The 24,124-nt window shown below is 52.7% G+C and carries 21 protein-coding genes; 18 read left to right on the forward strand and 3 right to left on the reverse strand.

Features of this window, described 5'->3' with window-relative positions; translation table 11 throughout:
- Nucleotides 1-159: 159 nt before the first annotated feature.
- Nucleotides 160-399, reverse strand: coding sequence for a transposase (locus tag ABD971_RS02670; protein ID WP_345319151.1), 240 nt, complete (start codon nt 397-399; stop codon nt 160-162).
- Between the two features lie 993 nt (nt 400-1,392).
- Here ABD971_RS02670 and ABD971_RS02675 point away from each other — a divergent pair.
- Nucleotides 1,393-1,914, forward strand: coding sequence for a hypothetical protein (locus ABD971_RS02675; protein ID WP_345319153.1), 522 nt, complete (start codon nt 1,393-1,395; stop codon nt 1,912-1,914).
- Nucleotides 1,915-2,955: 1,041 nt separating this feature from the next.
- Here ABD971_RS02675 and ABD971_RS02680 read toward each other — a convergent pair.
- Nucleotides 2,956-3,381, reverse strand: coding sequence for a reverse transcriptase domain-containing protein (locus ABD971_RS02680; RefSeq protein WP_345319155.1), 426 nt, complete (start codon nt 3,379-3,381; stop codon nt 2,956-2,958).
- A gap of 320 nt (nt 3,382-3,701) precedes the next feature.
- On the opposite strand from ABD971_RS02680, the gene ABD971_RS02685 reads away from it, so the two are divergent.
- The 6 genes from ABD971_RS02685 to ABD971_RS02710 all read left to right on the forward strand — a co-directional run bounded on the left by ABD971_RS02685 (nt 3,702) and on the right by ABD971_RS02710 (nt 9,735).
- On the forward strand, nt 3,702-4,373 hold the full coding sequence (locus tag ABD971_RS02685) for a hypothetical protein (RefSeq protein WP_345319157.1): 672 nt from the start codon (nt 3,702-3,704) through the stop codon (nt 4,371-4,373).
- A gap of 187 nt (nt 4,374-4,560) precedes the next feature.
- Nucleotides 4,561-5,142, forward strand: coding sequence for a hypothetical protein (locus ABD971_RS02690; RefSeq protein WP_345319159.1), 582 nt, complete (start codon nt 4,561-4,563; stop codon nt 5,140-5,142).
- A gap of 438 nt (nt 5,143-5,580) precedes the next feature.
- The gene (locus tag ABD971_RS02695) at nt 5,581-6,159 is read left to right on the forward strand and encodes a hypothetical protein (protein WP_345319161.1); all 579 of its coding nucleotides are present in this window, start codon (nt 5,581-5,583) and stop codon (nt 6,157-6,159) included.
- A 67-nt stretch (nt 6,160-6,226) separates the two neighbouring features.
- Nucleotides 6,227-6,385: a hypothetical protein gene (locus ABD971_RS02700; protein WP_345319163.1), complete on the forward strand. Its 159-nt coding sequence runs from the start codon at nt 6,227-6,229 to the stop codon at nt 6,383-6,385.
- 398 nt (nt 6,386-6,783) lie between these two features.
- Entirely contained in the window at nt 6,784-7,101 is a 318-nt protein-coding gene (locus tag ABD971_RS02705; protein WP_345319165.1) for a hypothetical protein, read from the forward strand.
- A gap of 1,749 nt (nt 7,102-8,850) precedes the next feature.
- Nucleotides 8,851-9,735 carry a hypothetical protein gene (locus tag ABD971_RS02710; protein WP_345319167.1) on the forward strand — a complete coding sequence of 295 codons (885 nt, stop codon included), beginning with the start codon at nt 8,851-8,853 and terminating at the stop codon, nt 9,733-9,735.
- Nucleotides 9,736-9,980: 245 nt separating this feature from the next.
- Here the strand turns inward: ABD971_RS02710 and ABD971_RS02715 are convergent, their stop codons facing one another.
- Nucleotides 9,981-10,172, reverse strand: coding sequence for a hypothetical protein (locus ABD971_RS02715; protein WP_345319169.1), 192 nt, complete (start codon nt 10,170-10,172; stop codon nt 9,981-9,983).
- A 2,379-nt stretch (nt 10,173-12,551) separates the two neighbouring features.
- Here ABD971_RS02715 and ABD971_RS02720 point away from each other — a divergent pair.
- The 11 genes from ABD971_RS02720 (at nt 12,552) to ABD971_RS02770 (ending at nt 24,068) form a co-directional block, all read left to right on the forward strand.
- Nucleotides 12,552-12,851 (forward strand): hypothetical protein, encoded by a 300-nt coding sequence (locus tag ABD971_RS02720; protein WP_345319171.1) that lies wholly within the window; start codon nt 12,552-12,554, stop codon nt 12,849-12,851.
- Between the two features lie 786 nt (nt 12,852-13,637).
- A complete protein-coding gene (locus ABD971_RS02725; protein ID WP_345319173.1) occupies nt 13,638-13,973 on the forward strand; it encodes a hypothetical protein in 336 nt (111 codons plus the stop codon).
- Between the two features lie 123 nt (nt 13,974-14,096).
- Nucleotides 14,097-14,915: a hypothetical protein gene (locus tag ABD971_RS02730; protein WP_345319175.1), complete on the forward strand. Its 819-nt coding sequence runs from the start codon at nt 14,097-14,099 to the stop codon at nt 14,913-14,915.
- Between the two features lie 111 nt (nt 14,916-15,026).
- Nucleotides 15,027-15,287 (forward strand): hypothetical protein, encoded by a 261-nt coding sequence (locus tag ABD971_RS02735; protein ID WP_339944709.1) that lies wholly within the window; start codon nt 15,027-15,029, stop codon nt 15,285-15,287.
- A gap of 648 nt (nt 15,288-15,935) precedes the next feature.
- Complete coding sequence (locus ABD971_RS02740) at nt 15,936-16,451, forward strand: hypothetical protein (RefSeq protein WP_345319179.1); 516 nt, start codon at nt 15,936-15,938, stop codon at nt 16,449-16,451.
- A gap of 144 nt (nt 16,452-16,595) precedes the next feature.
- Nucleotides 16,596-17,888 (forward strand): putative signal transducing protein, encoded by a 1,293-nt coding sequence (locus ABD971_RS02745; RefSeq protein WP_345319181.1) that lies wholly within the window; start codon nt 16,596-16,598, stop codon nt 17,886-17,888.
- 32 nt (nt 17,889-17,920) lie between these two features.
- Nucleotides 17,921-18,316 (forward strand): hypothetical protein, encoded by a 396-nt coding sequence (locus ABD971_RS02750; RefSeq protein WP_345319183.1) that lies wholly within the window; start codon nt 17,921-17,923, stop codon nt 18,314-18,316.
- A gap of 729 nt (nt 18,317-19,045) precedes the next feature.
- The gene (locus ABD971_RS02755; RefSeq protein WP_345319185.1) at nt 19,046-19,597 is read left to right on the forward strand and encodes a hypothetical protein; all 552 of its coding nucleotides are present in this window, start codon (nt 19,046-19,048) and stop codon (nt 19,595-19,597) included.
- Nucleotides 19,598-19,885: 288 nt separating this feature from the next.
- Entirely contained in the window at nt 19,886-20,494 is a 609-nt protein-coding gene (locus ABD971_RS02760; RefSeq protein WP_345319187.1) for a hypothetical protein, read from the forward strand.
- Between the two features lie 802 nt (nt 20,495-21,296).
- On the forward strand, nt 21,297-22,991 hold the full coding sequence (locus ABD971_RS02765) for an HDOD domain-containing protein (RefSeq protein ID WP_345319189.1): 1,695 nt from the start codon (nt 21,297-21,299) through the stop codon (nt 22,989-22,991).
- Nucleotides 22,992-23,300: 309 nt separating this feature from the next.
- Nucleotides 23,301-24,068, forward strand: coding sequence for a hypothetical protein (locus ABD971_RS02770; RefSeq protein WP_345319191.1), 768 nt, complete (start codon nt 23,301-23,303; stop codon nt 24,066-24,068).
- The last annotated feature ends 56 nt before the right edge of the window (nt 24,069-24,124 follow it).

Consider the following 24,124-nt stretch of genomic DNA (forward strand, 5'->3'; position numbering starts at 1 on the left):
CGAACAGGAATGCGGCGAACCAGCGGATCGGGATGGCGATGGTCTTAAGAGAGTGCAAGTGGCATGTCAAAAACCTTGGATTCTTTGACTCCTTGCCATCCAGCCCGCTCAGGGGCCAGCCCCCGAACCGCCAAGATTCTTCAGGCATGACACCGGTGTTCAATGATTTGCGAAACCCATCCCGCAGCACTCTAATTCGTCTGTTGGGTGAAACAGATCGAAGTGCTGCAGGCGAGTCTTACGTCTTTTGTCTGATTTTCCAGTTTGGTCGAGCAGCGGCGTCACGCCGACAAGCTTCGCAATTTCTTCACGATTGAACATGCCAAGCTCCGGCAACTCTGCGAGCAACGTCGACGTCGTGACCACACCGACTCCGGGAACGAACTGCAGAATGTTCACCTTTGGATCGCTTTTTTTGCGCGCTCAATTAACTGCTTGGCACGTTGCTTGTCGATCTCTTTTAGCTGCGTTTTCAGGTAGGAAACCATTTCCTTGATGAACTTGATCAACGCCAATCACGCGAGCATCAACTGCTTTCATCATTAAGTCCCTTGCTAGTGAATACGATCTGACCGCAGCGGGCCGATCAAGCGACGGTTCGGGTTTAAAAAAACAGCCGCGCGACTCAAGCTATCCCACGGAGTCAAAGCTAACCAAGAGGGAAAGTCGATCTACGTGGCAGTGTCGTGAGACATCTGCAGGAGGGACTCTCGACATCAACAACCACCCACCTTCCCCTATTTTCTAACCTTTCATGTTTTGATCATCGCTGCCTTTCTCAGGTGCGCGGCATCGACGCTGGACATTGAATTTTCCATTTTCCTGCCCCTTTATTTTCTTGCCCAAGTCTATGGTGTTAAAGCCGAATTTCTGTCGTCCCTCTGGGACTTTTGATAAGGGTTACGATCAAATACCTGGGACTTGCGTCCCAGGCTAGCTTCTGCCGCTGCGATGCAGCTTGGAATAGCGTCGCGCAAGCGGGTTTCCGTAGACAACACACACGGATCTTGGCGTGAATGTGCCTGGCGACAGTTTTAGCTTTAAAGCTCGTCCGATTCAGTTGTTACCCGATCGAAACTGTTCGCGGCGGCTAGCCAGATTTACGGTCACATTCGCAGGCTTCCTCCCCACGGATCGTCACGTCGGCCGCAGTTGCCGCGTTTTCAGGCAAAGGGCCTCGTATTCTTCTTTCGTTAGAATTTCATTTATTATACTGACTCCTTGAAAGAAACCGGAACTAAGCACAGGGGCTGGTTGTAGAGAAATTGGCCACCCCACAAGATCACGTCCATGCTGGGCGTACTGCCCCCAAATCGCCGGCGCAATCGTTTCGTGAACACAAACTAAAATTCCGGCGGCTTGGGGATCGTTGCCGATCGTCGACAAAAATCTATGAATGAAATGACTCACACGCACGGACGGCTGAATGCTCGACGCGTCGGGAAAAGCGAGTGGGAGCTTACAATTGATGGTAACTCACACTCTATCGTGCTGAGGCACAGCAAATGGGGTATGGCAACTTCGGTTGTCATTGACGACAAAACTGTTTTTAAGGGTGGTGATCTCAACACCATTACATACTCGGGCGATATCCCACTTCATCTCGGGAGTCACTCGTTGGTCATTTCAATCCGCGACACCACTTTCGGCAGCAACTATTCGCTAACCGTTGACGATGTTCTGGTGGATGGCCCTGCCCCAACGCACGTGACCGTTGAGGACGACAAAGACCGATGGGCCTTCCAATCTGCATTGTTTACAATGCTGATAGGCGCTCCGATACTATATTTCATCGGTGGCGAGCATTGGTTCATCGGGCCTGTTCGTGCAGACTTCGCAGCGATCGGATCGTTTGTCCTCGCCTTGCTGTATCTCGCAAATCGATTTTTCAGCCGAAAGAACGACGCACCATAAATTGCACTGGAGCTCGCCATGGCGTGTCTGCAAACAGATCGTCTTAAGGGCGATCCCTGTGATTTCCAATCGTTCTTACGGCGATGGTGCGTAGCCTATTGCGGGTGCAATAGTTGTTCAGGTCTCGAACGTTTTTTCCCGTTCACGTCAGCAGTGACATCGTATCGGGCGAACGTCACTTTCATTAGAACTTCCTAATAGTTCAAGCCTTCCTATCAGACCGATGCGTGATTGGATCTAACCACAGATTTACCCAGATGGACACAAATGTGATTGATCGAGATTCGTATCTGTGTGCATCTGCGTGTATCTGTGGTTGTTAATAACGTCCGGAATGACACGGCGTTAGATCGCTGCGTTACCGATTCACCGTTGTCGTTTATTGCTTGAGCCCGCTTCGGTCGCTATCCTTAGGTTCGTAGAGTCCCGTCCGATTGGCGAGTCGTCCGCCACGCAAGCCCAGCGCAAGAATCAGCGTGGTGCACCCGAGTGGCCACGGCGTGTTTTCGTGAACACGAAATCTTGGGTGACCGCCAGGTGACTACCAACGTTATCCTGAGGAATAGACAATGCGTCGACGGTTTCCCAAGACATTCAGAGTTCGCACTCTACTTGCGGTTGTTGGCGTGGCAGCCTTTGCTAGTGCTCTAGTGACAACACCATCGCGGAACGCGGCTGCACTATGCGACTTGATCAATGACGCCAGGGTGATAGGTGGGGACCAATATCTCAAAGACACACTGAGCCGATTCAACTCGCAAATCCAAGACGGGGGTTCACCAATACCGACGCACGCGTTTGGATTTAGACTGACGGTCAAAACACCAACTTTGGAAGATCACTTTCGGCTGCAGCATCCAATTGAGGTTCAGTTCACCACAGATCCAATACCATCTACGGCGTCTGGAAGAACGGTTCGACATTATGTGAACTACAATGTCAGCTTGTTCAAGAAGCTTCATGAGACCACGCGGTCTGAGATGATTGTCAACGAACGCTAGGTGTAAGTGTTGGTATCGTGCGCTGGCAACAAACGCGGGATCACAACGGGATCGGGATAGGGGCCGCATTACTGCGGGCCCCTCCCACAACACCTAGCATGCGGGTCTTCGGTTTACGCCACTGCTTCCAGTAGCACGCGCGAATGCTGCCTCCGAAGCCGCGGAATTCGAAGCCGAGAAACTCAACTCCGTGCGAGCTGCAGATGTAACTCTTCTGCTGGTTGACCGCCAGCTTCAGCTTCCGTGTCAAGTAACGACCTGCTGAATCGAACACGCGCTCGGCCGCTTTCCTAGTCTTGGTAAATACCAGAATGTCGTCCGCGTAGCGTACAAAGCGAAGCCCGCGAGATTCCAACTCCTTGCCGAAATCGTCTAACAAGATGTTCGCCAACAGTGGCGACAGCGGTTCGCCTTGCATCGTCCCTTCGATCGCCGGCTGCAACTGAGCGTCGACCATCACGCCCATGTTGGGCGTACATGGTGACGGAACGGCGGCATTCCTTCTTGGGCATCGCCGCAAGTTCCGCTTAGTCGATTGGCAGTTTTCCACCGTAAGATTTTGTCACCGCAGTCATCTGTGCAGGATCCCAGTCTCGCTCATCGCGGAGCACGAGTATGATGAAGACAAACCGACGGCTGACGCGTCGACCGCAGATGGGGAGACCGAATTTCCCTTGGCCATTCCGATCGAGTACATTGGCCATCAGCGGCGATGGCTCAAACTGTCGTCGTGGCCCGTCCGCGTGAACCATGTGGTACACCGGACGTTATTTGGCAATTCGTTCGATGGAGATCACCAAAATGAAATGCCGCCTTGTCACAGTTGCCTGCGTCGTCAGTGTAATCGGTCTTGCGGGTGCCATTGCTTTCGCCTGCCATACAACAAACTCGCCCGAAGGTCAGGTGCTGGCTCCGTTTGAGTTCAGGCCTGAAGGCGCCCCCAATCCTGAAGCAGCCGCTAAAGCGATGATCCTCGGGGTTGCCACGGCGTCGCCGAGAGACTTTGGGAAGCATGTGCTCCTGGGTGTTTGCAATAACGAGGTTGACGTGTTGAATAGATATGCCGAGTCGCTTCGTGCAACACGGTTCAGTCACGGTGGCGAACAATTCACATACTACGAACTTCGTGATCAACCGCGCGATCCTGAGACGGGGAAATCACGAATGATCAACCGGAAGAAGCCCCTTCGCGTGATTGCCAGTGCCGCATTTGTTGATGCGGATCCACAGGTTAAGGCTCTTCATTTCGAATTGGCGAGCACCTATTACGGCAAGCGTTTTGTATGTGTCGAGGTAGTAGGGGAGGGTTGGGATGGTCGCGAGTATCAGTCTCGAGTTGTGGTGGCGGAACTCGATGATGGCTTTTACGCCATGCCCCGCTGCCGGAGTTCAAAGAGCTTCTACAAGATCGCTGATGCAATGCAGCTTACGCCAGCTGAAGCACCAGAGGCCAAATAACCAGGCGTTACACGCCGAGCCGCCGATCGCGCGTTTCCTGATCTCAAAGTCACTCGCGGCGGCCGGGTGAACGCCGTCGTTCGTCGCAGAGGACATCAGTGGATTACTTCGTCATTGACACCGACTGGGATGAATACCTCGACTCGCCCCCCGTTACCTCAAGCGTTATCCGACTAAGGCCCCTTAAATGAACCTGCATCCTAAGCTACTTTCTCTGGTCGTTGTGCTAACCGTCAACCTTCCTTTCGGCGGGCAAACGCATGCCGAAGATTCCGGCGGCGATCTCCAACCGAACACGACGCAATATCTTGTCGAGCTGTCCGAATACAAGCTCGAACAGTCGATTCCAACCGGGCTTGGCGAGGGCGAGGTTGTTGACGCTATCCTCAAATCGGGCACTAAGCCTGTCGAGACGATACGACTGACTGCGATGTCCGAGACCGAAAGCATGGTCCAAGTCGGGCGGCGTGTCGCGTTAACCACCGGCACCATGACCCGAGGCGGTGTCACGAACCGTCAAACTAAAGACATTGAAATTGGCACGATCCTGCGTATACAGATCAAGCAACATGCCAAAGGTGCAATCGCGGATATCGACTATTCAACAAGCCGGCTCGATGGCGACGGTACTGATGATTCTCCTTCTGATGTACTCACGAACACCATGCAATCAACGCAAATCTTCGGTCTTGGCAAAACACGCCTGTTGTCGACCGTCGGTGCTGGAAAATTGACTGGGGTTCTCATCACCGTCAGCGAAATCCCCTGACTTAGAATGGCGGATAACAATGACAATCGGGATGGCGTAACCAAGCCATGAACCAGCGTGGCGAAGTCGGCGTTTTTGAAGTGGTGAATCGTTTGTCGCCGCTCGTTTGTGGCCGCCGTTATCCGACTGAGATAGTCGGACCCTATTTGGCGATGATATGAATCGCAATTTGTGCAACCATACGAATCGAATGCTCTCACGGAGGACTTTTATGGTCGCGCGATCAACAAACGCAATGCTTTTCTCGATTGTTGCGACGCCTTACTTCAGTCGGTATCTTGAAGTAACACGGAATCGATTCAGTTGGCGAGTCGTCTGCCGCGCAAGCGCAGTGCAACAACCATGTGTGGCGCGCGAGATCGCGATCGGGGTTACTCGGTCGCTAGAGAATCATCCACGCGATCCGTGCGAACACCACCGTTATCCGAATGTATTGCTATGACCGACCGCAAACGCAACCGTGTTGACATCTATCACCACCTTCGCGATGACGTCGTCGTAATGCTTCCGTACGTAGATTATCGCAACGGGATCGTCGGGTTCGGCGACGGGGCGATCGTGCCACGCGACGATTCCACATCGATTGGTGAGGCTATCCTGCGAATGCTGGACTTTTGCGCTACCGCAGACACCACGCCACTACAAGCAAAACGTGACGTTGCCATCGAGCGGTTGCATCAGGGAATCGAATTATCTCACGAAGAGCACTTTCCTTCATCCGGCACTCGTGACAATTGGGGGCGAATTTACGAACGATATCCAGCACTTCTCCACAACTACCGTGTTTTAACCCGATACTTCACGACCGCCGAAATTGACGACGCAAATGGCTCTAATTCACTGACCCTCCGTCAACTTCAAGTCATACGTCGAGGCAGGGAACGCGGCATCTATAAGGCTGAAGCGGTGGTGGAGGTACCGCGCGCGGCTGGTCCTGCAGTACTCGGCGGACATGTTTCTGAACGATTGGATTGCTGGCGTCCCAAACGCTCGTTTTTTAATCGACTGATTGCCTAATCCTTGCTCAAATCGCAGGGACGGGTCCCCACAACTTCCACCGGAGTACGGTACCGCGTTTTTACAAATGGCAAATCAACCCGCCGTCCCCGGTGACGGTGGGCATTATCCGAATGGCGATGATGACATGATGGCAGTCCTGGCGGCGTTTCAGACGGTCATCATGCGTGATCGAACCTGCGTTCGATTTCCAGCGTTCCTTGTTGAGTCAAGCGTTCCTTGTTGAGAAAAGCGTCATTGAGGCAACGCTCAAATCGCTGTCGCAAATTTTTACCTGGTTTGTAAACTGGCAGAATGATTAGGTGGCAGAATAATTGGCGCGTGGTGATTTATCATTTTGCTCCACATCATTCTGCCAACAAATTTCGTCTTTGTTTTGCGGCTACAAACGAATTTGCCGACGGTCGTTGCTCTCGCAATGATTGGATCAACGTCAACCGTCGTGGTTAACGGCACACCCACTACACTGAACTGGGGAACCATCGCTTGCAACGAAGTCGGCAGCTTGAGCAATTGGCCACCCCAACGACTCCCGTGTCGACTCGCGGAACCCCATCGTTCGGCTGACATGCTCCTCACCATCTTCATTCTGCCAGTTAGATGAGACATACAGTTAAGACATCTGTGACAATTTTGGCCACTGTTGTTCTAATCGTGACCGGCTATTGGCTTGTAACACGTACCGCCCGGATTGCGTCAATCGATTACGAGCTCAACCTTGGTTATGCGACGGACCGCTTCGGTGAACCCAGCGATCCAAGCAAGCCGGATTCTGGAGATCTATGGCGTGCCGAACAGATCACTGGTGACAACAAGGTCACTTTCTGGCTTACCGCTGCTGCGATGCCGGCCTTGTTGTGGGTAATCCGTAGTGCGATAAGACGGTCGGCGGAGCGAGGCAACGTTTCGTCCTTGCGACACGCCAATGGACCGAACAAGTAATCGAAGTGCGAAATCAATCGTCATCACCTAAAGCCGATCGCAAAAAAAAACATGACAGCCCCATGCACTGGGGTTGCCAACGGGGCCGATTTTGAAATCCACGTCGCTGGCGACAACCTGGTGATTTTAGTCGCGATGCTCTGAAGTCTCGAATCCAATACGGGAACATTAACGATGCCGAAACGTATTCGCTTACTGGGTCTCTGGCTGCCCTTCCTGCTGATGCCATTGTCAATCTGCGATGGTGCCGACGCTGAATGGGACTACACGCAACATGGTTCCGCGACGGGCCTGTAGACGTCGGCCTCTATGTGGTTTCTGTACGTAACAAACGTGGGTCTTGGCGTGGCTGCCTCTGGCGTCGGTTTTGCGTCCGAGCTTGTCCGATTCCGTTATTGCCCGACCCGAGCGGTTCTCGACGGTTAGCCAGATTTGCGGACACATCCGCGGGCTTCCTCCCCACGGATCGTTACCTCCGGCGCAGTCGCACTTCATTTGATATATTGACCTCCTTGAAAGAAACCGGAACTATTTTACAAGGGACTTGCCCCCCAAGAGATCACGTCCATACGAGGGACACGGAGCACGGATTGCAGACTGCGCGATTCTACTAATGAAAATCGTATTTCCGGTCACTCATCATGGGCACCGTTCGTCGGACACGTCACCACTCAACCGGCACCACCGATGCTCTCATTCTCTCGCCAGCAAATACTCTATTACATTGGAAGCGTTTTCCTCATCGCGACTGCGGCATGCGGGGTCTTCTCAATTTACAACTTCTACTCGTATTGGCACTTGTATTTCACCAGCGCACGGGAACCGCTCGGTCCGTTCGCCGATGTCATTCTGAATAGTACTCGTTTCCACAAGGTCGGAAAACTCGGATGGAAATACTGTACCCTCTCCCTAATTTCGATGTTTTTCGCATACCTCCTGATGAACGAAGACGCATTTCCACTTCGAGAAACGGCGTCTACACATGACGACTTGCACGCCTGTCCCGAGTGTGGCCGCATCATTTCCCGCGAATCAAAGATTTGCCCACGCTGCGAGCATCGATTTCCGACCGAGTCGTGAAACTGCTGTAACACCACCGAACCCCCGTAGTGTCATGACTTGCCCGTTAACGCACTCGATATGCTTAGGTCAGACGATCCGTGATGGTCACCGGTCCGTCTCTACCAAAGCACGTTTTGAAAATAGACCGTCCGGCGGTGACCGAGGATTGGGCAATTTCTCATTTGCCGCCAAACCACACTCAATGGTTGCGTGGTCGAAGGCTCGGCCACGAATGGCGTGCCGTTACCCGATTCTTGTTCATTCGTACGATCCGTGGCATGTCGCCTGGTGCGTTCGCAGGCCGATGATCGATCCGCTGTTATCCAAGTGAACTGAAAGAGACGCTATGTGGAGCATAATCATCGACGTGTTTCTGAGTCTCGCCACCTTTGTTGAGCAGGTGGTATTCATACGGAACCGCAATCGCTAAAGAATCTCGCCTTGAACTTATTCGCATATCGAAATCGTCGTGTTTGTTGCGAAACGAGACCTGTCACTGGATCGATGCGTTCGGCTTCGTAGAGACGCTAAAGAGCATCGTCGACGTTTCGACTTGAAGATTCCGTGAATTGCTTCCATTGATTTCGAGACTCGCAATTGCTGCCTCGCTATACTGTTTCAGTCATGGGTTGGCAGCAGACTCCAGCCCGATCCGTTTCAATGAATCCTGCTGACATGGAACTCTGTATGACGAAGATCACCCTACTCACGATGTTGTTCGTGGTATCGATTCCGATTGCATGTTGTGAAGCGCAGTCCTTGGGATACAGTCGCAACCGAATTGCGATGAGTTTTGACGGCAACAGCGCCCCTGACCACGATTACAAATGGCCGACGGGAGATCCCGACGATTGGGGAGCGCTGCCTGCATCCTGTGCGATCATCGCCAAGCTGGGATTGCAGAAACAGTTGGTTCACTGCTCGTACAATAACTTCATTGATTCGCCGCCTGGACCTGACGCCGAGAATCAACTGAAGATCAGTGCCGATGGTGTGATTAAGTACTGGGGTTTCGACCGCGACGTATTCTTCGACGTTACCATTGAGCAGCGACAAGCGGTCGAAAACTTGGCGGCTGAGATGGCAATGTCGACGGATCGCGATCCGCTGTACTTCATCCATGCGGGATTATCCGAGTTTCTCTACCTCGCGGTCAAAGAGGTTGTCCGGAATGAAAAGGTGGATTCGCTGGCACACGTCTATCTAGTATCGCATAGTGCATTTAACGAGAATGATTGTCGCCGTAAGAGTCATCACACATGGAATGATGTACAACAACTCAGCGGGGGCCGGATAAAGTACACGAAGATCAAGGACCAGAACGATAAAGAAGATCCAAACCATTTGTGGCATTCAGGTAAAAACTTTGCTGTTTGGCACTGGATGCGTGACCATCCCGAACCCGACGTACGATGGATGTACTCGAGATTAAAGGCACACCGTGGACAGGTCGCCGATATTTCGGACTGTGGAATGCTTTTTTACTTATTGGTCGGGGACGCGGACGGCAGCCCCGTCAAATTCCGCGATTTCATTGGAAATCGAATTGTTTCGAAAAACCATTCGGAATGACGTTCAAGAAAACTGTTTTGGCTGTGCAACGAGCCTGAGAAGTGTGACGAAGCAAACTTAAAGAACAGGCAGGGAGACAGGGAGACAGGGAGACAGGGAGACAGGGAGACAGGGAGACAGGGAGACAAGGAGACAAGGAGACAAGGAGACAAGGAGACAAGGAGTGAGGAGTGAGGAGTGAGGAGTGAGGAGTGAGGAGTGCTCGCCGGCGTTTGCTGCATGTTACGTTTGGTCTCTGTCCAGCTTCATTCGGCTGTCCACCATTCGTCTGTCCTGCTGTTTCTTTTTACCGCCTGATCACACAGCATCATTCGTTTACCATTAGTGCTGATCAGTGTTCCCGTCAGGCGAGATAAATCCTTGCCAGTCATCAAACAGGGATCGTTGCTCGGCTTCAGGTGTATCACGCCGTCACCTCCTAGTTTGTCAACTTTCATTTTCTGACCATTCCTGGTCAGTGACCCGCCGCGAATGGATGGCAGGAGGCCAGGAAACGATTCCGGCAGTCGACAGCCAACGATGCGACGCAGTTCGTTGCAGACTGACGCTTTCGCCGATCGAAGTAAGTGGTAGACAGAAAGATTGGTGCGACAGAGAAATTGGAAAGACAGAGAAACGAGTCCTCGATTGGTCGATCTTCACCTTTTTGTCAATCATGTTTTTGCCTGAAATTGATCATCAGGGGACGTGGCGATCGATTGGGCACGCGGTCGTCAATTCGCATCGTCGGTTGGACCGTGCGTTGATCATTGGCAATCGCTGCTTCGGCTCGTTAGTGTCGTCGTTAGCCGGCGTTTGCTGCATGTTACGTCTGGTCTCTGTCCAGCTTCATTCGGCTGTCCACCATTCGTCTGTCCTGCTGTTTCTTTTTACAGCCTGATCGTAGAGCATCATTCGTTTACCATTAGTGCTGGTCAGTGTTCCCATCAGGCGAGATAAATCCTTGCCAGTCATCAACAACAGATCGTTGCCGGGACTCCGGTGCACCACCCGTCACCTCCTATATTGTCAACTTTCATTTTCTGACCATTTCTGGTCAGTGACCCGCCGCGAATGGATGGCAGGAGACCAGAAAGCGATTCCGGCAATCGACAGCCAACGATGTGACGCTGTTCATTACAGAATGACGCTTTCGCCGCTCGAAGTAAGTGGTAGACAGAAAGATTGGTGCGACAGAGAAATTGGAAAGACAGAGAAACGAGTCCTCGATTGTTCGGTCTTCATCTTTTTGTCAATCATGTTTTTGCCTGTAATTGATCATCAGGAGACGTGGCGATCGATTGGGCGCGCGGTCGTCAATTCGCATCGTCGGTTGGACCGTGCGTTGATCATTGGCAATCGCTGCTTCGGCTCGTTAGTGTCGTCGTTAGCCGCCGCTTGCAGCATGTGACGTTTGGTCTCTGTCCAGCTTCATTCGGCTGTCCACCATTCGTCTGTACTGCTGTTTCTTTTTACAGCCTGATCGTACAGTGCCATTCGTGCTGGCTCAGCGATGGTCGGTACTGGCGTCATGCTGCATATTTTGTTGCCAGTTATCAAACATGGATCGTTTCTCGGCTTCAGGTGCAACACGCCGTCACCTCCTATTTTGTAAACTTCCATTTTTTGACTATTTCTGGTCAGTGACCCGCCGCGAATGGATGGCAGGAGACCAGAAAGCGATTCCGGCAGTCGACAGCCAACGATGCGACGCTTTCGCCGATGGAGCCAAGTGGTAGACAGAAAGATTGGTGCGACAGAAAAATTGGAAAGACAGAGAAGCGAGTCCTCGATTGTTCGGTCTTCATCATTTTGTCAATCATGTTTTTGCCTGTAATTGATTATCAGGGGACTTGGCGATCGATGGGAAACGGACGCCGAATACAAACTACGTTTCTTGTTTCATCTTCAACCGGAACAAAACAAGGACCTTCGATTTTCGTATCACGGTGCGGTTGGCGGACAGTATCCGATCGCGAGATTCAAGGGCGATGCGGATGCGATTTACGTTAACGACGGGTCGCAGTCACGCTCGGTCGCACATGCAGGCGTTGTGAATCGGACGTCACGCCGTCGAGACACCTCCCGCACTACATTGCCGGCAAAAACATGTGGGGCAAAAGATTTGTAACGTGTCGAAAGAGCCCAGCGTTGCGATCGCCCCGGATCTAATCTTCATTTTTTTGCCAAACATCTTTTTGCCTCCAAGACGATCAGCGCGGTCAGGTTAAACTGCACGTCGCTGAGTAAACGGAGTCGATGGTCAATTCTCCTCTGTTCTCTCCGTTTCCTCCTGTTCATTCATTTTTTCTTGCGGCGAACCGCCCATGCTCCGCCGAACGCAGACAAATATTGCGCTGCCACACGAACTGTGGTATTCTTCTATTGTGTGCACTTGTTATGAGGGTCGGGTCGACACCCGCACTAAAACAGCCAGAACCAAGTTGTGCACCCGAGTACACGAAAATACTTCGCCTGATGGTGGCTCGTCTGCTGGGACCGAGTGACCACCAACGTTATCCCACTAAAATCAGGCTCAATAAATTTCGTGATCATTAGTGCAGGACCGCGACTGCTCGATTCAACCCTATCTGAAATCGCCGTTTCTGCCATGAACCCATTCGCTGGTCCAACGCTTGTCGTTTGCTCTACCGCTCTACTGATAGCTGGCGCGTATCATGATCATTCGGACACGGGGCTTTTCCTCTCCGCCTGCGGTGCGGTCATCGGCTTGCTCGGATTGTTTTTCTGCTTTCGCAAATCGGAAACAGGTTCGTCCAGTTCTAAGCACGACTAGCCGACCTTTGAGATCGAGTTTCATCCGCACGGCTATCCAAATGCCTTATTTGATCGCGGTCGATTGCTGCTTGCCGCTCTCGATTCGCTACAATTTGCGGATTGGACGGGCGTGGCAAATGAAGTATGCCAGCAGGAAAGCTGGCGGACTGCCGCTTGGTGACCGCGATCTAATTTTGATTGATTTTCCACCGCTGTATCGCGACCTATTTGGGCACATACGGGCATACACGACGGTTGCGGTCGGTCACACCGGCGAGTCGATGGCGAACTGGACTTTCGCGCTCGGCATGGGCGGTGTGCAGTCGGATGCCCCCGCGTCGACGACTCGGACGGATTGACAATGGAAGATCTCTCGTGCTGACTAGGTGATTGGGGACGCTACCCGACAAAATGCTTGAGTTTAGAATCAGCGGATAAAAACAAAGCGAGGTCAAGCGGTCGGCAAGTCAAACGGAACCGCAGATTCACGCAGATCAACACAGATGTGTCGTGCGATAATCTGTGTCCATCCACGTTCATCTGTGTTTGTCTGAGCAGCCGGAAGTCCAAAATTTCATCAAACTAGCGATGTCATTGCTGTGTGCGTGCGACGAACCGTAGTATAAACCTTTTTGATCTCTCGGACGTAACGCGGCAAACTTGGCCTATCGCTTTCCAGCGAGACGGTCAGCGTCTCTTGGCAAACGTTGTCGAGGAAGCATCGGATGCACGGCAGATCCGGTAGTTAGTAACGAAGGCATCACATCATCATCCGCCGGAACGCCGTGATCCGCGACCGCTCCCCGATCGATGGTCCTCACATTCCTGCGGCTGAAACTTTGAAAACCGTCCATTGAGCAACCCGTACGAATCTGCGGCGAAAATTGACAATGACAAGATGAAGGGGCCGCGATATTTGCTCATGCTCGTGCTGGGCTTGCTTCCAGTCGCGGTATGCCTCGTGTTGTTGTGGGTAATCGACCGCTACGTCACACATGTTGGCACAATTCACTTACTTTGCTCAGCAGCACCTGTGCCCTTGATAGGCGGCTCAACGGCGGTAGTCGCCGTTTTCGTCTGCTTGCACGCCCACTGCTGCCGCTCGCAAACGTCTACCTTTCCTCGACTGAAATTATCGTGACGGCATGACCTCCGCACATCTCGTTTGCCACGATTGCCAATTGACGCTGCACCTGGGCGCAATCAAATACGCCGCTGACGAAAAACGGATTGGTTTTTCCCACGGGAAATATTCACCGTCGGAATTGGCGGCATTGATCGAAGCATTTATCGCTGTACATCTTGAGCACGATGTCGAGACCTACGCCGAGCAAGACTTCGACACGCAAGATTGGTCGCGATATACTGCACTTCGGCCAATGCCGACAATGCCAACCGAGATCGCGCCCGTCGACACGATGAATATTGGCCCCATTGTGGTTCGCATTGAACCGCATGACGGCCCATCCAATGACCCGTAAAATCACAGCGACGGGCAACCCTCGCGTGCAGCGGAGCACGCGAATTGAGCGAATGGTTCGTTATAAACTTTTCCTCGCGTCCCCCGTGACGCGTGCCGTTATCGGACAAAGACCACGATGAGCTTGGAACGACGTGAACAACTTGAACGCAAGGCCGGGCGCCGACTCTCTGTTGCGTTTCGGAAGGTCATCAAGATGTCGAAACCAACTGCGATTGACATCGAGATGTTCTGGCCACCGGACCACGACGCCATTAACTTCCTCGTACAAGCCGATCGCCGCGACATTGACTGGAATTTCAGAATACCAACCGCTCATTGGCAAATTCCTAGTGACCCGGAAGACACCTTCCCATCTCACCTTCTCACTGATATCCGCTCCTTCTTTCGATCGACCTGGAAGCAAGTCTACGAACAAGGAAATTCTGAAGCGCGAGCGTATCTAAGGCTTCACGAGAACGATGCGGCAATGGATCTTCGCAACGGTCGTCAGGTCAACGACCGCGATCGAACTGACTACGTCGCACCAAATAGAATCCCGTTCAAGAAGACAAAAGTATCCACGAAGCGAAAACGCCGAGATGGCGGAGTGATTCGGCGAGGAACTTCGCTGGCCAAAGTGAAGAGAGTATACGGTGTAACCAACGATCCTGATCCTAAGGTGCAGGGAAAGTCGCAGTACTATTGGCCTGAGCGCGGAATGCGGATCGGATTCAAGAACGAAAAAGTAATATCCGTCATCTATTTTGCTCCATTTCCGGATTTGGTGGGGGGTATTTGGGTCGGTGCTCAGGCTTGGGAAGTCGATGCATTACTCGGAACCGCCAAGGATGAGGGTTACTTTTCCACAGGACGTGTCTGGCAGTATGATGTCAAGGGTTTCATGGCCGTTGGTTTCGACAAACAAGACCGTGTGCGATCAATCGCACGTTGGACCCGATAAACACAACAATGCACGTGAGTCACGTTATCAACAATGATTGATCACTCGCGGCGACCGCGTGATCGTGACCGTTATTCGACTGTAATTCAACTTTACGGGAGACCGAATGCAATGAAGCTCAACAGCTGGCCTGTAGTTACAACATCTCGCAATAAGACTGGATACAGATCCGGAATCGTTGTAAATGGATACTCGAACCTTGTCTCTGGTGTTGAGGCTGAAGCTCGGCGAACTGTCGAGGCGAAGTATGCCGACGAATGGAACGCCGCAGGTTTAGTTCGCCGCTGGAAACTACAACGCGTAATGAACGCCGAAATCAAGAAACTCGTCGCTGATTTGATGCCGGAGGTTTCACCTGACGCTATCTTCTAATGCGGATCGTTCGATCGCACGCCAATGTCCTCTCAGCCGAAAACCAAGCCATTCACACGGAGCACGCCTTGGGTGGTTTTACAAATGGAAGTGTCGTCGCTCTGTTCCCAGTGCTGGCAAACCGTTACTCAACATGGGCGTGTCGTGACTCGAGCTTTGTTTCTACTTGGGCTTCTCGCCGTTAGCGGATGCCATCGGTCAACATGAATCAATCATGCAATTGAACCTGACGGGGTCACTGACAACCGGGCTGCGAACCCTCCGGGGTCGGAAACGTTTTCGTATTCTCGATTCCGCAGGTGTCGCTTCGCTTACCTACGGCTAATGTCTTTAATCCCTGTCGGGATAGAATCGAAAACCATCCGTCAGAATCTGGGACGATCCAAAATCGTTTGCTCGGGTTGACTTTGGTTCCGCGTTCGAGCACGAACATGGGGCGGAAACGCTTACAAACGGCACCACAGTACCTGGGCTTGGATATCAGGGTGATGCTCAAGTCTACGTCAAGAATCGCGAGTAACGCTCCCGTGCACCGGCGTGCGGCTTACGTGGTATTCTAAATAGAAATCTCGTCACTCTGTGCCCGCTGATGGCAAGCCGGCGGCTGATAGACTATCGCTCAAACTCATCAATTTGCAAACTCGATAAATGAACTCACTTTCCACGAAGGCGGATTCACTCGGGACCGTCAAGAAATCGTTGCGTCCCAAAAAGGAAAACCTCATTGCGGGTTACGCGATCATTTTTCTGTTTTGTTGTGGGGCTGGCTACTTTCTCTACACCGCGAGTCAGGATTTCGATCCGACGAAACGCTATATTCTGGGCAGTCTGTTTCTCGTTGCAGCAACGGGGATGGCATGGTTCGTTCGAAGCCTATCGCGTTTGACTGTGATCATTCATGAACGCGGTTTCGTCGTTCACCGTGGCCGCAGTCAGTTGGCTTTCCCGTGGGACAGTATCCAATGCGTAAATGAACATCTATACACCGAGGTCATACCTCCGCTGCACGGCGCAGCTGGCGTCGTCACAAAAAAAGCGTTCGGAAAAACAACGCGAAGTTACACGGTAGTGCGAGATGATGGTGCATCGTTCTTTTTTGATGACAATGTTGTTGCGTGGTTCGCTTCTGGCCGGCCCGCTCCGCAGCGCACAGCGTACACGTGACTTCGACTGGAACATCGAATCCATTTAGCAACGCGGTCCGCAGCCAACATAAGCGTTGCCCATTTGTTAACCTTAAAACTGTCCCGAAACAAAATCTCATTGTTGCAATTACTTTCTAGATAGCCGATCGAAGAATACACAACGATGCCACGTAATCCATACGAACCGCCCACTACGCCGCCCAACGATCCTGGAGCCCAGCCTCCGATCGAAGATGACCGCGATTCGCTGACGGCGCCAACGATAGCGTACACTGCCAACGGCAACATTGAAGCACATTCGGTGGTCACCTGGCTTGAATCCAATGGCATTCGCGCTTACGCCGTTGAAGATAACTCCGGCGTTAGTCTGTTTGCTTTCGGCACGAGCAGCCAATTTCACAAACCGCAAGTATTTGTTGACAAATCGGACCTCGCATCCGCTGGCGAACTTCTCCGACAGTTCGAGGATGAACGTGATCGACGCCGCAGCGAACTGGACAATATTCCGCCCATTGCGTCGGAATGCGAAGATTGTGGCGAGACGAGCGAATTCCCCGCTGCTCAAGACGGCACGACACAAAACTGTCCGAAATGTAATGCCTTCATGGATGTCGGCAACATCGACTGGCCCGACGACTTCGACGTTGACGATCACGTCGAAACGCCATCGCCAGAACTTTCCGAAGAGGCTGCGTTTGAAAACGCTGCAAGGCTTGATGAAATCGGTGACTGGCAAGATGCGATCGTCGCATACCAAGACGTTGTCGACCGTTGGCCGGAACACGCTACCTACGCAGCAAATTGTATTTCCGCGATTCAGCACAAAATTGATACGGCAAACGGCGGGCGTCAAAGCGATGAATCGGCACACGGGTCGCACGCAGCTTGTGAATCGAAGACTGATCGTTTGCAGTCGGAGTATCGGGTCGATACCCGACTGAAATCCATCCCACAGATCACAGTGAAGCCTGCAACGCAAAACGGACTACTCGCCGCCGCTATTGTTGCGGGACTTCTGTCACTGCCTTCGACCTGGATGACCATCCGCAACGCAAACATTCGGATCACGCCGAACTTTGGCGGGCAACTCATCACGCCCGACGCCGACTTTGCGAACCTGATCATCCCACGCGTCACAAACACAAGTTTTGATGTTACTGGATTGAACGGCCGCGTTACGCTTTTGGCTACATTCCCGATTTGGCTGGTCATTAGCATTGCTATCGCCGGTTGCCTATTCCAAATCGCTGGAAAATTCGATGCGATTGCATTTCCACGCATGTTGCTTTGGTTTATCGCGATCAGCGCACTTGCTCTGACTGTGTTACCGCTTGTGATTGCCCTCGGTTCGGGACGTGCCTCGCCTGGGATCGGCTGGTTTCTCGGCTTGGCATGTGCTGTCACGCCAGTGGTGGTACTTTGGTCAACACGCACATCAACATTGTCTGAGCGGTAACTTCAAATGAACGAAAACGAGAGAATTGCCTGATGGAAAACCAAGATCGCGAGTCGACGTTTTTACTATTGGCTTCTGCGACGACACTTACCCTATCCACAGTTGGACTCACAACGCGTTGGGAATACTTCGGCTGGAGTTACGCCACACCGATTCTCTTTTTGCCAATGTTTCTTGCGTCCATCTACTCAGGTTTGCGGTGGTTCGGTGTCGACACATCCTTGCCTATTCTCGGAGTTGCGCCGCGGGTATTTTGGCCAGTTGCGGGTGTCATCCTTGCAGGACTGATGGAACCAGCCGTATTTGTGATCGTATTCGTGATAATGTGCATACTCGGCATTGGATGGTGGTTTCTGCGACAGTTCCAGCTTGCCGAGGAAATCACAGAGGCAAAGCGGCGAAAACAAAGCAATAACCATGGCGTGTAAGTTGCGGCCTGGAAATGAGTTGCAAACGAGCGAGCGAGTGAGCGAGTTGGGAGTGAGGAGTTGGGTGTGAGGAGTTGGGTGTGAGGACTTGGGAGCTGGGAGCGCATTCGTAAAGTCTTGTCGCAGTCGTAAGACAGAAAAATTGATGCGACAGAAAGATTGGAAAGATGCGATTCACATGCCCTATCTTCCTTCCTCCATTTCCCTACCAAATTTGCTTTGCCGGCGTGTTCGGAGAACCGGGTTCCGGAAGCGTGCGGTTATCACTGATAGAAAGTTAGCCAGTTCATGACCGTCACCTAATATTGGCAGCGATTGCTGTCGCCGCTACCGTGATCTCGATTTTGACGCGGTCCCTCGCTGACGCTTCGGGTTGTGATTTGCCTGGAAAAACGATAACAGCACAGCTTCAAAACTTACGCGTGGGTTTGCATGCTGCCGCCGCTACCCAGGCGATATCCTCCGAATTTCAGTATGCATTCACGGCATCTCGTCACCATGCCAGCAGCGGTCCTCAGACGACTCGATGATCCATTGGACTGAGAGCCATTGCCAGGGATCAAAACTTGTGATTCCCGAAGCAGAAATTGTTGGCAGACGGTGCACGCAAAGCGTATCCTAGCATCCGAGAACTACCGTCCTACTCGCCCTAAGCCGGGCTTGCGAGTTTTTACAATTTGAACATCAACGGCCCCGGCTCGGTGATGTGTAACGTTCTGTGCCTACCCCATGCTTGACTTTCTATTCCGACGCGGTAATCCGACAAATGATTGGCGTCGATCACCCGATTTGATCCTTACTGCTACATTGGATGAGCCCTCGCTGAATGGCGTGGCGCTCGGATCGCGATTCGAGCATCTGTCGTCGTTAGGCCGAAACGACGGTTCGCAGTTAGGCAGTCTGTGTTACTTTGACTTGGGCGTTCGTGTAGACCCTGGGAAAGACGGGACGTTTCAAGGGTTTGCGATTGTTCTAGCGGACGAGGACGACGAGTTTCAGCCCTATCGTGGGACACTCTCGTGGAAACGCAATCCGTTGGATCTACACCACATGACTCGCAACGACCTGCCCAGCGTTTTCGGCGATTGGTATTGGATCGATACTGATGACAATGAATCCATTGCCTTCTATGAGTTCCCAGGATACGAAATGCAAATTGAGCTTGCTCTATCAGGAGCGATCAAAGCAATCATCCTGACCAACGATCCGCTGATGGCCGATCCCGAGCAACGAGACGCGTACAATGTCGACAAACCGTGGCCGCCGCATTACGGCAGCTAGTAGTTCGGTTCACCGTCACTGCGACCCGCGAAATTTTGCTTGCTCGATGATATCCGCCATGATGCTACTCAAATTCATTTCCCCATCTCAAAAACATTGTGCGAATAGACTTGTGCGAACACGCGACGAGAAGAGCCCCAAGAGCGAGGAAGCCGGTGCAGAGTGGTCATCTCTGTTTGCGATGGCCGAAGACTGGCGGACACCCGAGTGAAGCGGTTTTGGGTGCTCATGCTGTGCAACACACCCCGCTATACTTGTGAAGACCGGTCGCTTTCTCACGCAAAGCGTGTGCGAGAATTACCCCGAAGCAACTCGCATCCTGTCGCCGCAAACCTGGCTCACTTGAACGAATTGATGCAACCGCAGGACCAGACCGGGTGTTTTGAAGTGGATGATCAACGGTTGCCACCCCATGAATCCCAACGTTATCCGATTGAAATGAACTCAGCCCCGTCCACGAAATCGCATTTGCCTATACCGCGTTGGGCACGCTTCAGCATCCGCACTGCGATGCTTGCGATGTTGATCGCTGCTGCCTGCTTTGCTTCCTACCGGATGGGTGTCAATCGCGGGCGTGAGATCGGCCCCATTGTACCGACAAGTATCTCCGCGACAGCAATCTATTCACGCGACTACGACATTTCGGACATCGTCAAATCGGAACAAGACGCGAAACTCGTGATAGCTGCAATCCGCGAATCCGTTGATACTGACAACTGGGACGTTGCCGGCGGTTATGCGGAATTGCATTACGATCCCAAATCGAACGTGCTTGCAGTATCTCATGTTTGGCCTGGGCACGTCGAACTTGTCCGATACCTTCAAAGCGTCCGCGAATTCGCTCGGTTCGGCCGAACGCTCGATAAGACGCTGTCGGATGCGAGCTCGAATTTTTGACTCGTTAGCGGCGAGTTGATTTCACCGCCAAGTCAAACCACGGCGGAAGTATCGCTGAGGGTCCTCAATCTCTTAAGTCGGTGCCTTTTGGGTACGCCGGCCGAGTGAAGGCGATCTCGCACTTGTTTGGACAACGCTGTTGTAAACCAGAAAGATTGAAAAGACGCAGTGTTGATTGCCTTCATCTTTTTGTCATCCATTTTTTTGCCTGTAACTGACCGTCAGGGGACGCAGCGTTTTGTTGGGCTCGGGCTCGTCAATTCGCGTCGGCTGGCGAACAGCGTTTCGATCGCGACATGCGGATCGTTCGAGCCGCAGATCGCGTTTTGCACTCTTGAGACGCCGCGAGGAGATGAAACGGCTGATTGGCGAAATTCCAACGCCTCTTCAGTTTCCGATTGCAGAAGAGAGTTACTACCGCAGCCTATTTCGACTCGATCTTCTTGATGTAATCACACGCGAATCCTTTTGTTTTCAGGCATGTTTGTAAGCCGCCTCAATTTGCAGCCATTTATTCTATGAGCATGTTTTTTCGGACAAATCAGCTAGATTCAGACGCTAGAACAGTGTCAAGGCTTTTGTTCGCTGCAAATGCTTGTTATCTATAAGGTCATGTGCGTCGCGCGAAGACGCGTTCTTGCATCTGATTTCGAGTTATCGACAACCGATTTCAGTGCAACGCCGGCGTCTCGCAAAGGTCAAGCAAATCAGCCGAGAGCAGTGCGGGCGAATGTTTTGCCAGTGACAAGAAATAAGATGCAGCCCTGGGTCGTTTGAGACCCATTGCAAAGGAGAGTCAATCATGGAGCAACCTGAATTTCTGGCGATGGTCGTCGACGACGAAGAGATTCCGCGGCAGATGCTGGAATTTGCACTTGCATCGGAAGGATTTCGTTGTCTCGGAGCAGGCGATGGGGCGCAGGCCTTGGCAATGCTTGAGAGCAAAGCGTTCGACCTGGTCGTTACGGATATCCGAATGCCAAATATGCATGGCCATGCATTGGTAGTGCAATTGCTAGAACTTGAGCATCCTCCGGTGATCGCGGTCCACACGTCGGTCGTGGAACCTCGGATCGTCAAAGATTTGATGCTGCGCGGAGTGGACGACATTGTTTTCAAGCCGACGGATTACAAAGCGTTTGCCGCGAAAATGAAAATGTTGGTGTCACGGCGCCGTATTGCGGTCGCCAAAGCAAAGTCACAGTCCGAGCTGTCAGGGAAGTCGCACGGGCCGGCAGCGGACGAGAAGGCACGGGATCAGCCAACGGCAGCGTCGTCCACGGATGCACTCGAGCTGCCCGATAGCATTTCAATAAACGATAAGCTCGATGACGTATTTGCCGCGTTGCCGATGTCCCCTACATCGATCGAGATCTACCAACTAACGCTTGATAACGAGGTGGAGACGCGCGAGATCGTCGCTCGCATCGAGAGGGAACCGTTTTTGGCGGCAGAGATTTTGCGGCTCGGCAACAGCAGTCATTACAACCCAAGCGGTCAACGGATTAGTGATCTTGTCTTGATCGTCAATCGAATTGGTCGCCGCAGGATCGGAGAGTTGGCGTTGGGTGCAAGCGCCTGCAATACTCTGAAAGAGCGTCGTTTCTCGGGGCTAGACGCCGAAATGCTTTGGCGACGCAGCACCGCAGCGAGCATCGCGGCTCAAATCCTGGGAGACCAGCGTGAGCGAAGTGAAACCGCAGGCCTGGTTCTTGGTGCGGTGATGCATTTGCAGGGACGCGTCGGTTTGTGTAGCGAATTCCCCGAAGAATACGAGATCATGACTGCCGTGGCGAAGCAGACCGAAGGATCGCTAAGCGAAATTGAGCGACGTATCTTCGGCATCACACAATCCAAGACGATGTCTCAATTGCTAGGCCGCTGGAATATCCCCTCGGAGATTTCTTGGCCCCTGAGTGAATTGGAAAGCTCCTACGCTCAGATCGCCAAACTGGAGCCCAAACGTCGCGACCAAGTTGAGAGCATCAGGCTTGCCGTCTTGGTCGGCTGGATCGCCGCAGGCGACTGGGAACCCTGGGACGTGGTCGAGTTTCCATCGAGCGAGTCGATCCAACGCTTGAATTTTCATTCGATAACATCGGTGATCGACGCGACGCGTCGAGAGCTTGGGCGGATCGCGTCTCTTTCAGAGCATTCGCCGCGGGGCACTCGCGAAACAAAGCGGGTCGGTTACATGCGGGTGCTGACGCACGGTTTTGATTTCTTCGCAGAAATGTTGCCGTCACTAGGGCTAGCTCCTGTCTATTCGTCACCGGAATCTCAGCCGTGGGTGATCGTCAACGCGATCGGTGCCGGAGCATCACAGGTCAATTTGAATGGATTTGACCGTAACCAAACCGTTGTGGTTTGCGAGGAGGCGGCCCTGCATCATTGGGACGCGTTTCGTAACACCATCAAACTGGGGGAAACGCACGGCAGATTTGAACGTATTTGCCAGGGTCCCGATGTCGCATCACGCCAGCGAGTGAGTGGCTAATCTAGATCACATTCCGCAGTGCGTGGATCGACCGCCAAGGCAGTAATCCTGCGTCGCCGCTTGGTTCCGTCGCTGGGAATCCACACTGCGTCTACGTCCTGCCCTTCCAAAACTTTTTCGAATCCCGACCATGCACGCGGGAACTCGGTTTGAAGCGTTCTCGGCCCTTCCCGGAAGCTAAGACGGCAGATTCTGCTACTTCTAAGCCGTTTTTTACTTCCATCTTCCGCATTCACGTCCTAGTGTTCCAGGGCGGAACCCTTCAGTGTAACGCCGCCCACTCGCGAAACACTGTTGTCGGGGCCGACGATGATCCAAACGCCAAGCGATTGCCAATCCGCGATTGCTCCATTGCCAGTGACCCTATCGACAGTGCCCCCATCACGCAAAGCGGCTCTCGGATCTCGATGGGTTACCTTAACGTGTTTGTGGTTGGTCGCTGTGCTGAGCTTCGGCTACTGGATCACGGCGTACGGATTTGAAGTCGACGACAGCAATCTAGCTCATTCGGCGTCGACGTGGCCTTCGGATTCGTCACTTCCGTTCGCGTCAGACCGATCCACCTTGCTGCTCTTTTTGCACCCACAGTGTCCTTGTTCCAGGGCAACCTTGGTTGAACTCGAGAAGATTCTGGAGTCGACAACCGCACATACCAACGCCCCCCCGAGAACCTTGGTGGTGGCAAGTGTGCCTCGCAACGCGGGTACTCGATGGACTGACAGCCCACTGAATAAGCGTGCTGGGCAGCTTCCGAATGCGGACTTGTACGTGGATGTCGACGGCATCGAAACCGACCGATTTGGTGTGACGACCAGCGGCACGGTGATGTTGTTCGCCCCCCAGGGCAAGCGAACCTTTTCAGGCGGTATCACGATTTCTCGCGGGCATGAAGGCCGCAGTGTCGGAGGCGAATTGCTGCAAGAGCGGTTATGCAGAGTTCTAGATAACCAGACCGACACCGATGCGGATTTCGATGTTTCATCGCCGCCTGTATTCGGATGCGCGCTGTGTACGCCAAAGTCCGCGTCCGAAACCGACGGTACAGCGGCACGCTGCGGTGAGGCCGAGCAATGGTAACGTCGTCTGTGTCATTTTCGAGACCGATTGAGCGATCTTCGGCGCGAGACGCCGAT

The organism is Novipirellula rosea, assembly GCF_039541335.1.
Taxonomy (GTDB): Bacteria; Planctomycetota; Planctomycetia; order Pirellulales; family Pirellulaceae; genus Novipirellula; species Novipirellula rosea.

Coding starts and splice junctions, on each gene's coding strand:
- ABD971_RS02675 (WP_345319153.1), top strand. CDS start 1,393: ATGAATGAAATGACTCACACGCACGGACGGCTGAATGCTCGACGCGTC.
- ABD971_RS02680 (WP_345319155.1), bottom strand. CDS start 3,381: ATGGGCGTGATGGTCGACGCTCAGTTGCAGCCGGCGATCGAAGGGACG.
- ABD971_RS02685 (WP_345319157.1), top strand. CDS start 3,702: ATGGAGATCACCAAAATGAAATGCCGCCTTGTCACAGTTGCCTGCGTC.
- ABD971_RS02690 (WP_345319159.1), top strand. CDS start 4,561: ATGAACCTGCATCCTAAGCTACTTTCTCTGGTCGTTGTGCTAACCGTC.
- ABD971_RS02695 (WP_345319161.1), top strand. CDS start 5,581: ATGACCGACCGCAAACGCAACCGTGTTGACATCTATCACCACCTTCGC.
- ABD971_RS02700 (WP_345319163.1), top strand. CDS start 6,227: ATGGCAAATCAACCCGCCGTCCCCGGTGACGGTGGGCATTATCCGAAT.
- ABD971_RS02710 (WP_345319167.1), top strand. CDS start 8,851: ATGACGAAGATCACCCTACTCACGATGTTGTTCGTGGTATCGATTCCG.
- ABD971_RS02715 (WP_345319169.1), bottom strand. CDS start 10,172: ATGAAAGTTGACAAACTAGGAGGTGACGGCGTGATACACCTGAAGCCG.
- ABD971_RS02720 (WP_345319171.1), top strand. CDS start 12,552: ATGCCTTATTTGATCGCGGTCGATTGCTGCTTGCCGCTCTCGATTCGC.
- ABD971_RS02725 (WP_345319173.1), top strand. CDS start 13,638: ATGACCTCCGCACATCTCGTTTGCCACGATTGCCAATTGACGCTGCAC.
- ABD971_RS02735 (WP_339944709.1), top strand. CDS start 15,027: ATGAAGCTCAACAGCTGGCCTGTAGTTACAACATCTCGCAATAAGACT.
- ABD971_RS02740 (WP_345319179.1), top strand. CDS start 15,936: ATGAACTCACTTTCCACGAAGGCGGATTCACTCGGGACCGTCAAGAAA.
- ABD971_RS02745 (WP_345319181.1), top strand. CDS start 16,596: ATGCCACGTAATCCATACGAACCGCCCACTACGCCGCCCAACGATCCT.
- ABD971_RS02750 (WP_345319183.1), top strand. CDS start 17,921: ATGGAAAACCAAGATCGCGAGTCGACGTTTTTACTATTGGCTTCTGCG.
- ABD971_RS02755 (WP_345319185.1), top strand. CDS start 19,046: ATGCTTGACTTTCTATTCCGACGCGGTAATCCGACAAATGATTGGCGT.
- ABD971_RS02765 (WP_345319189.1), top strand. CDS start 21,297: ATGGAGCAACCTGAATTTCTGGCGATGGTCGTCGACGACGAAGAGATT.
- ABD971_RS02770 (WP_345319191.1), top strand. CDS start 23,301: ATGATCCAAACGCCAAGCGATTGCCAATCCGCGATTGCTCCATTGCCA.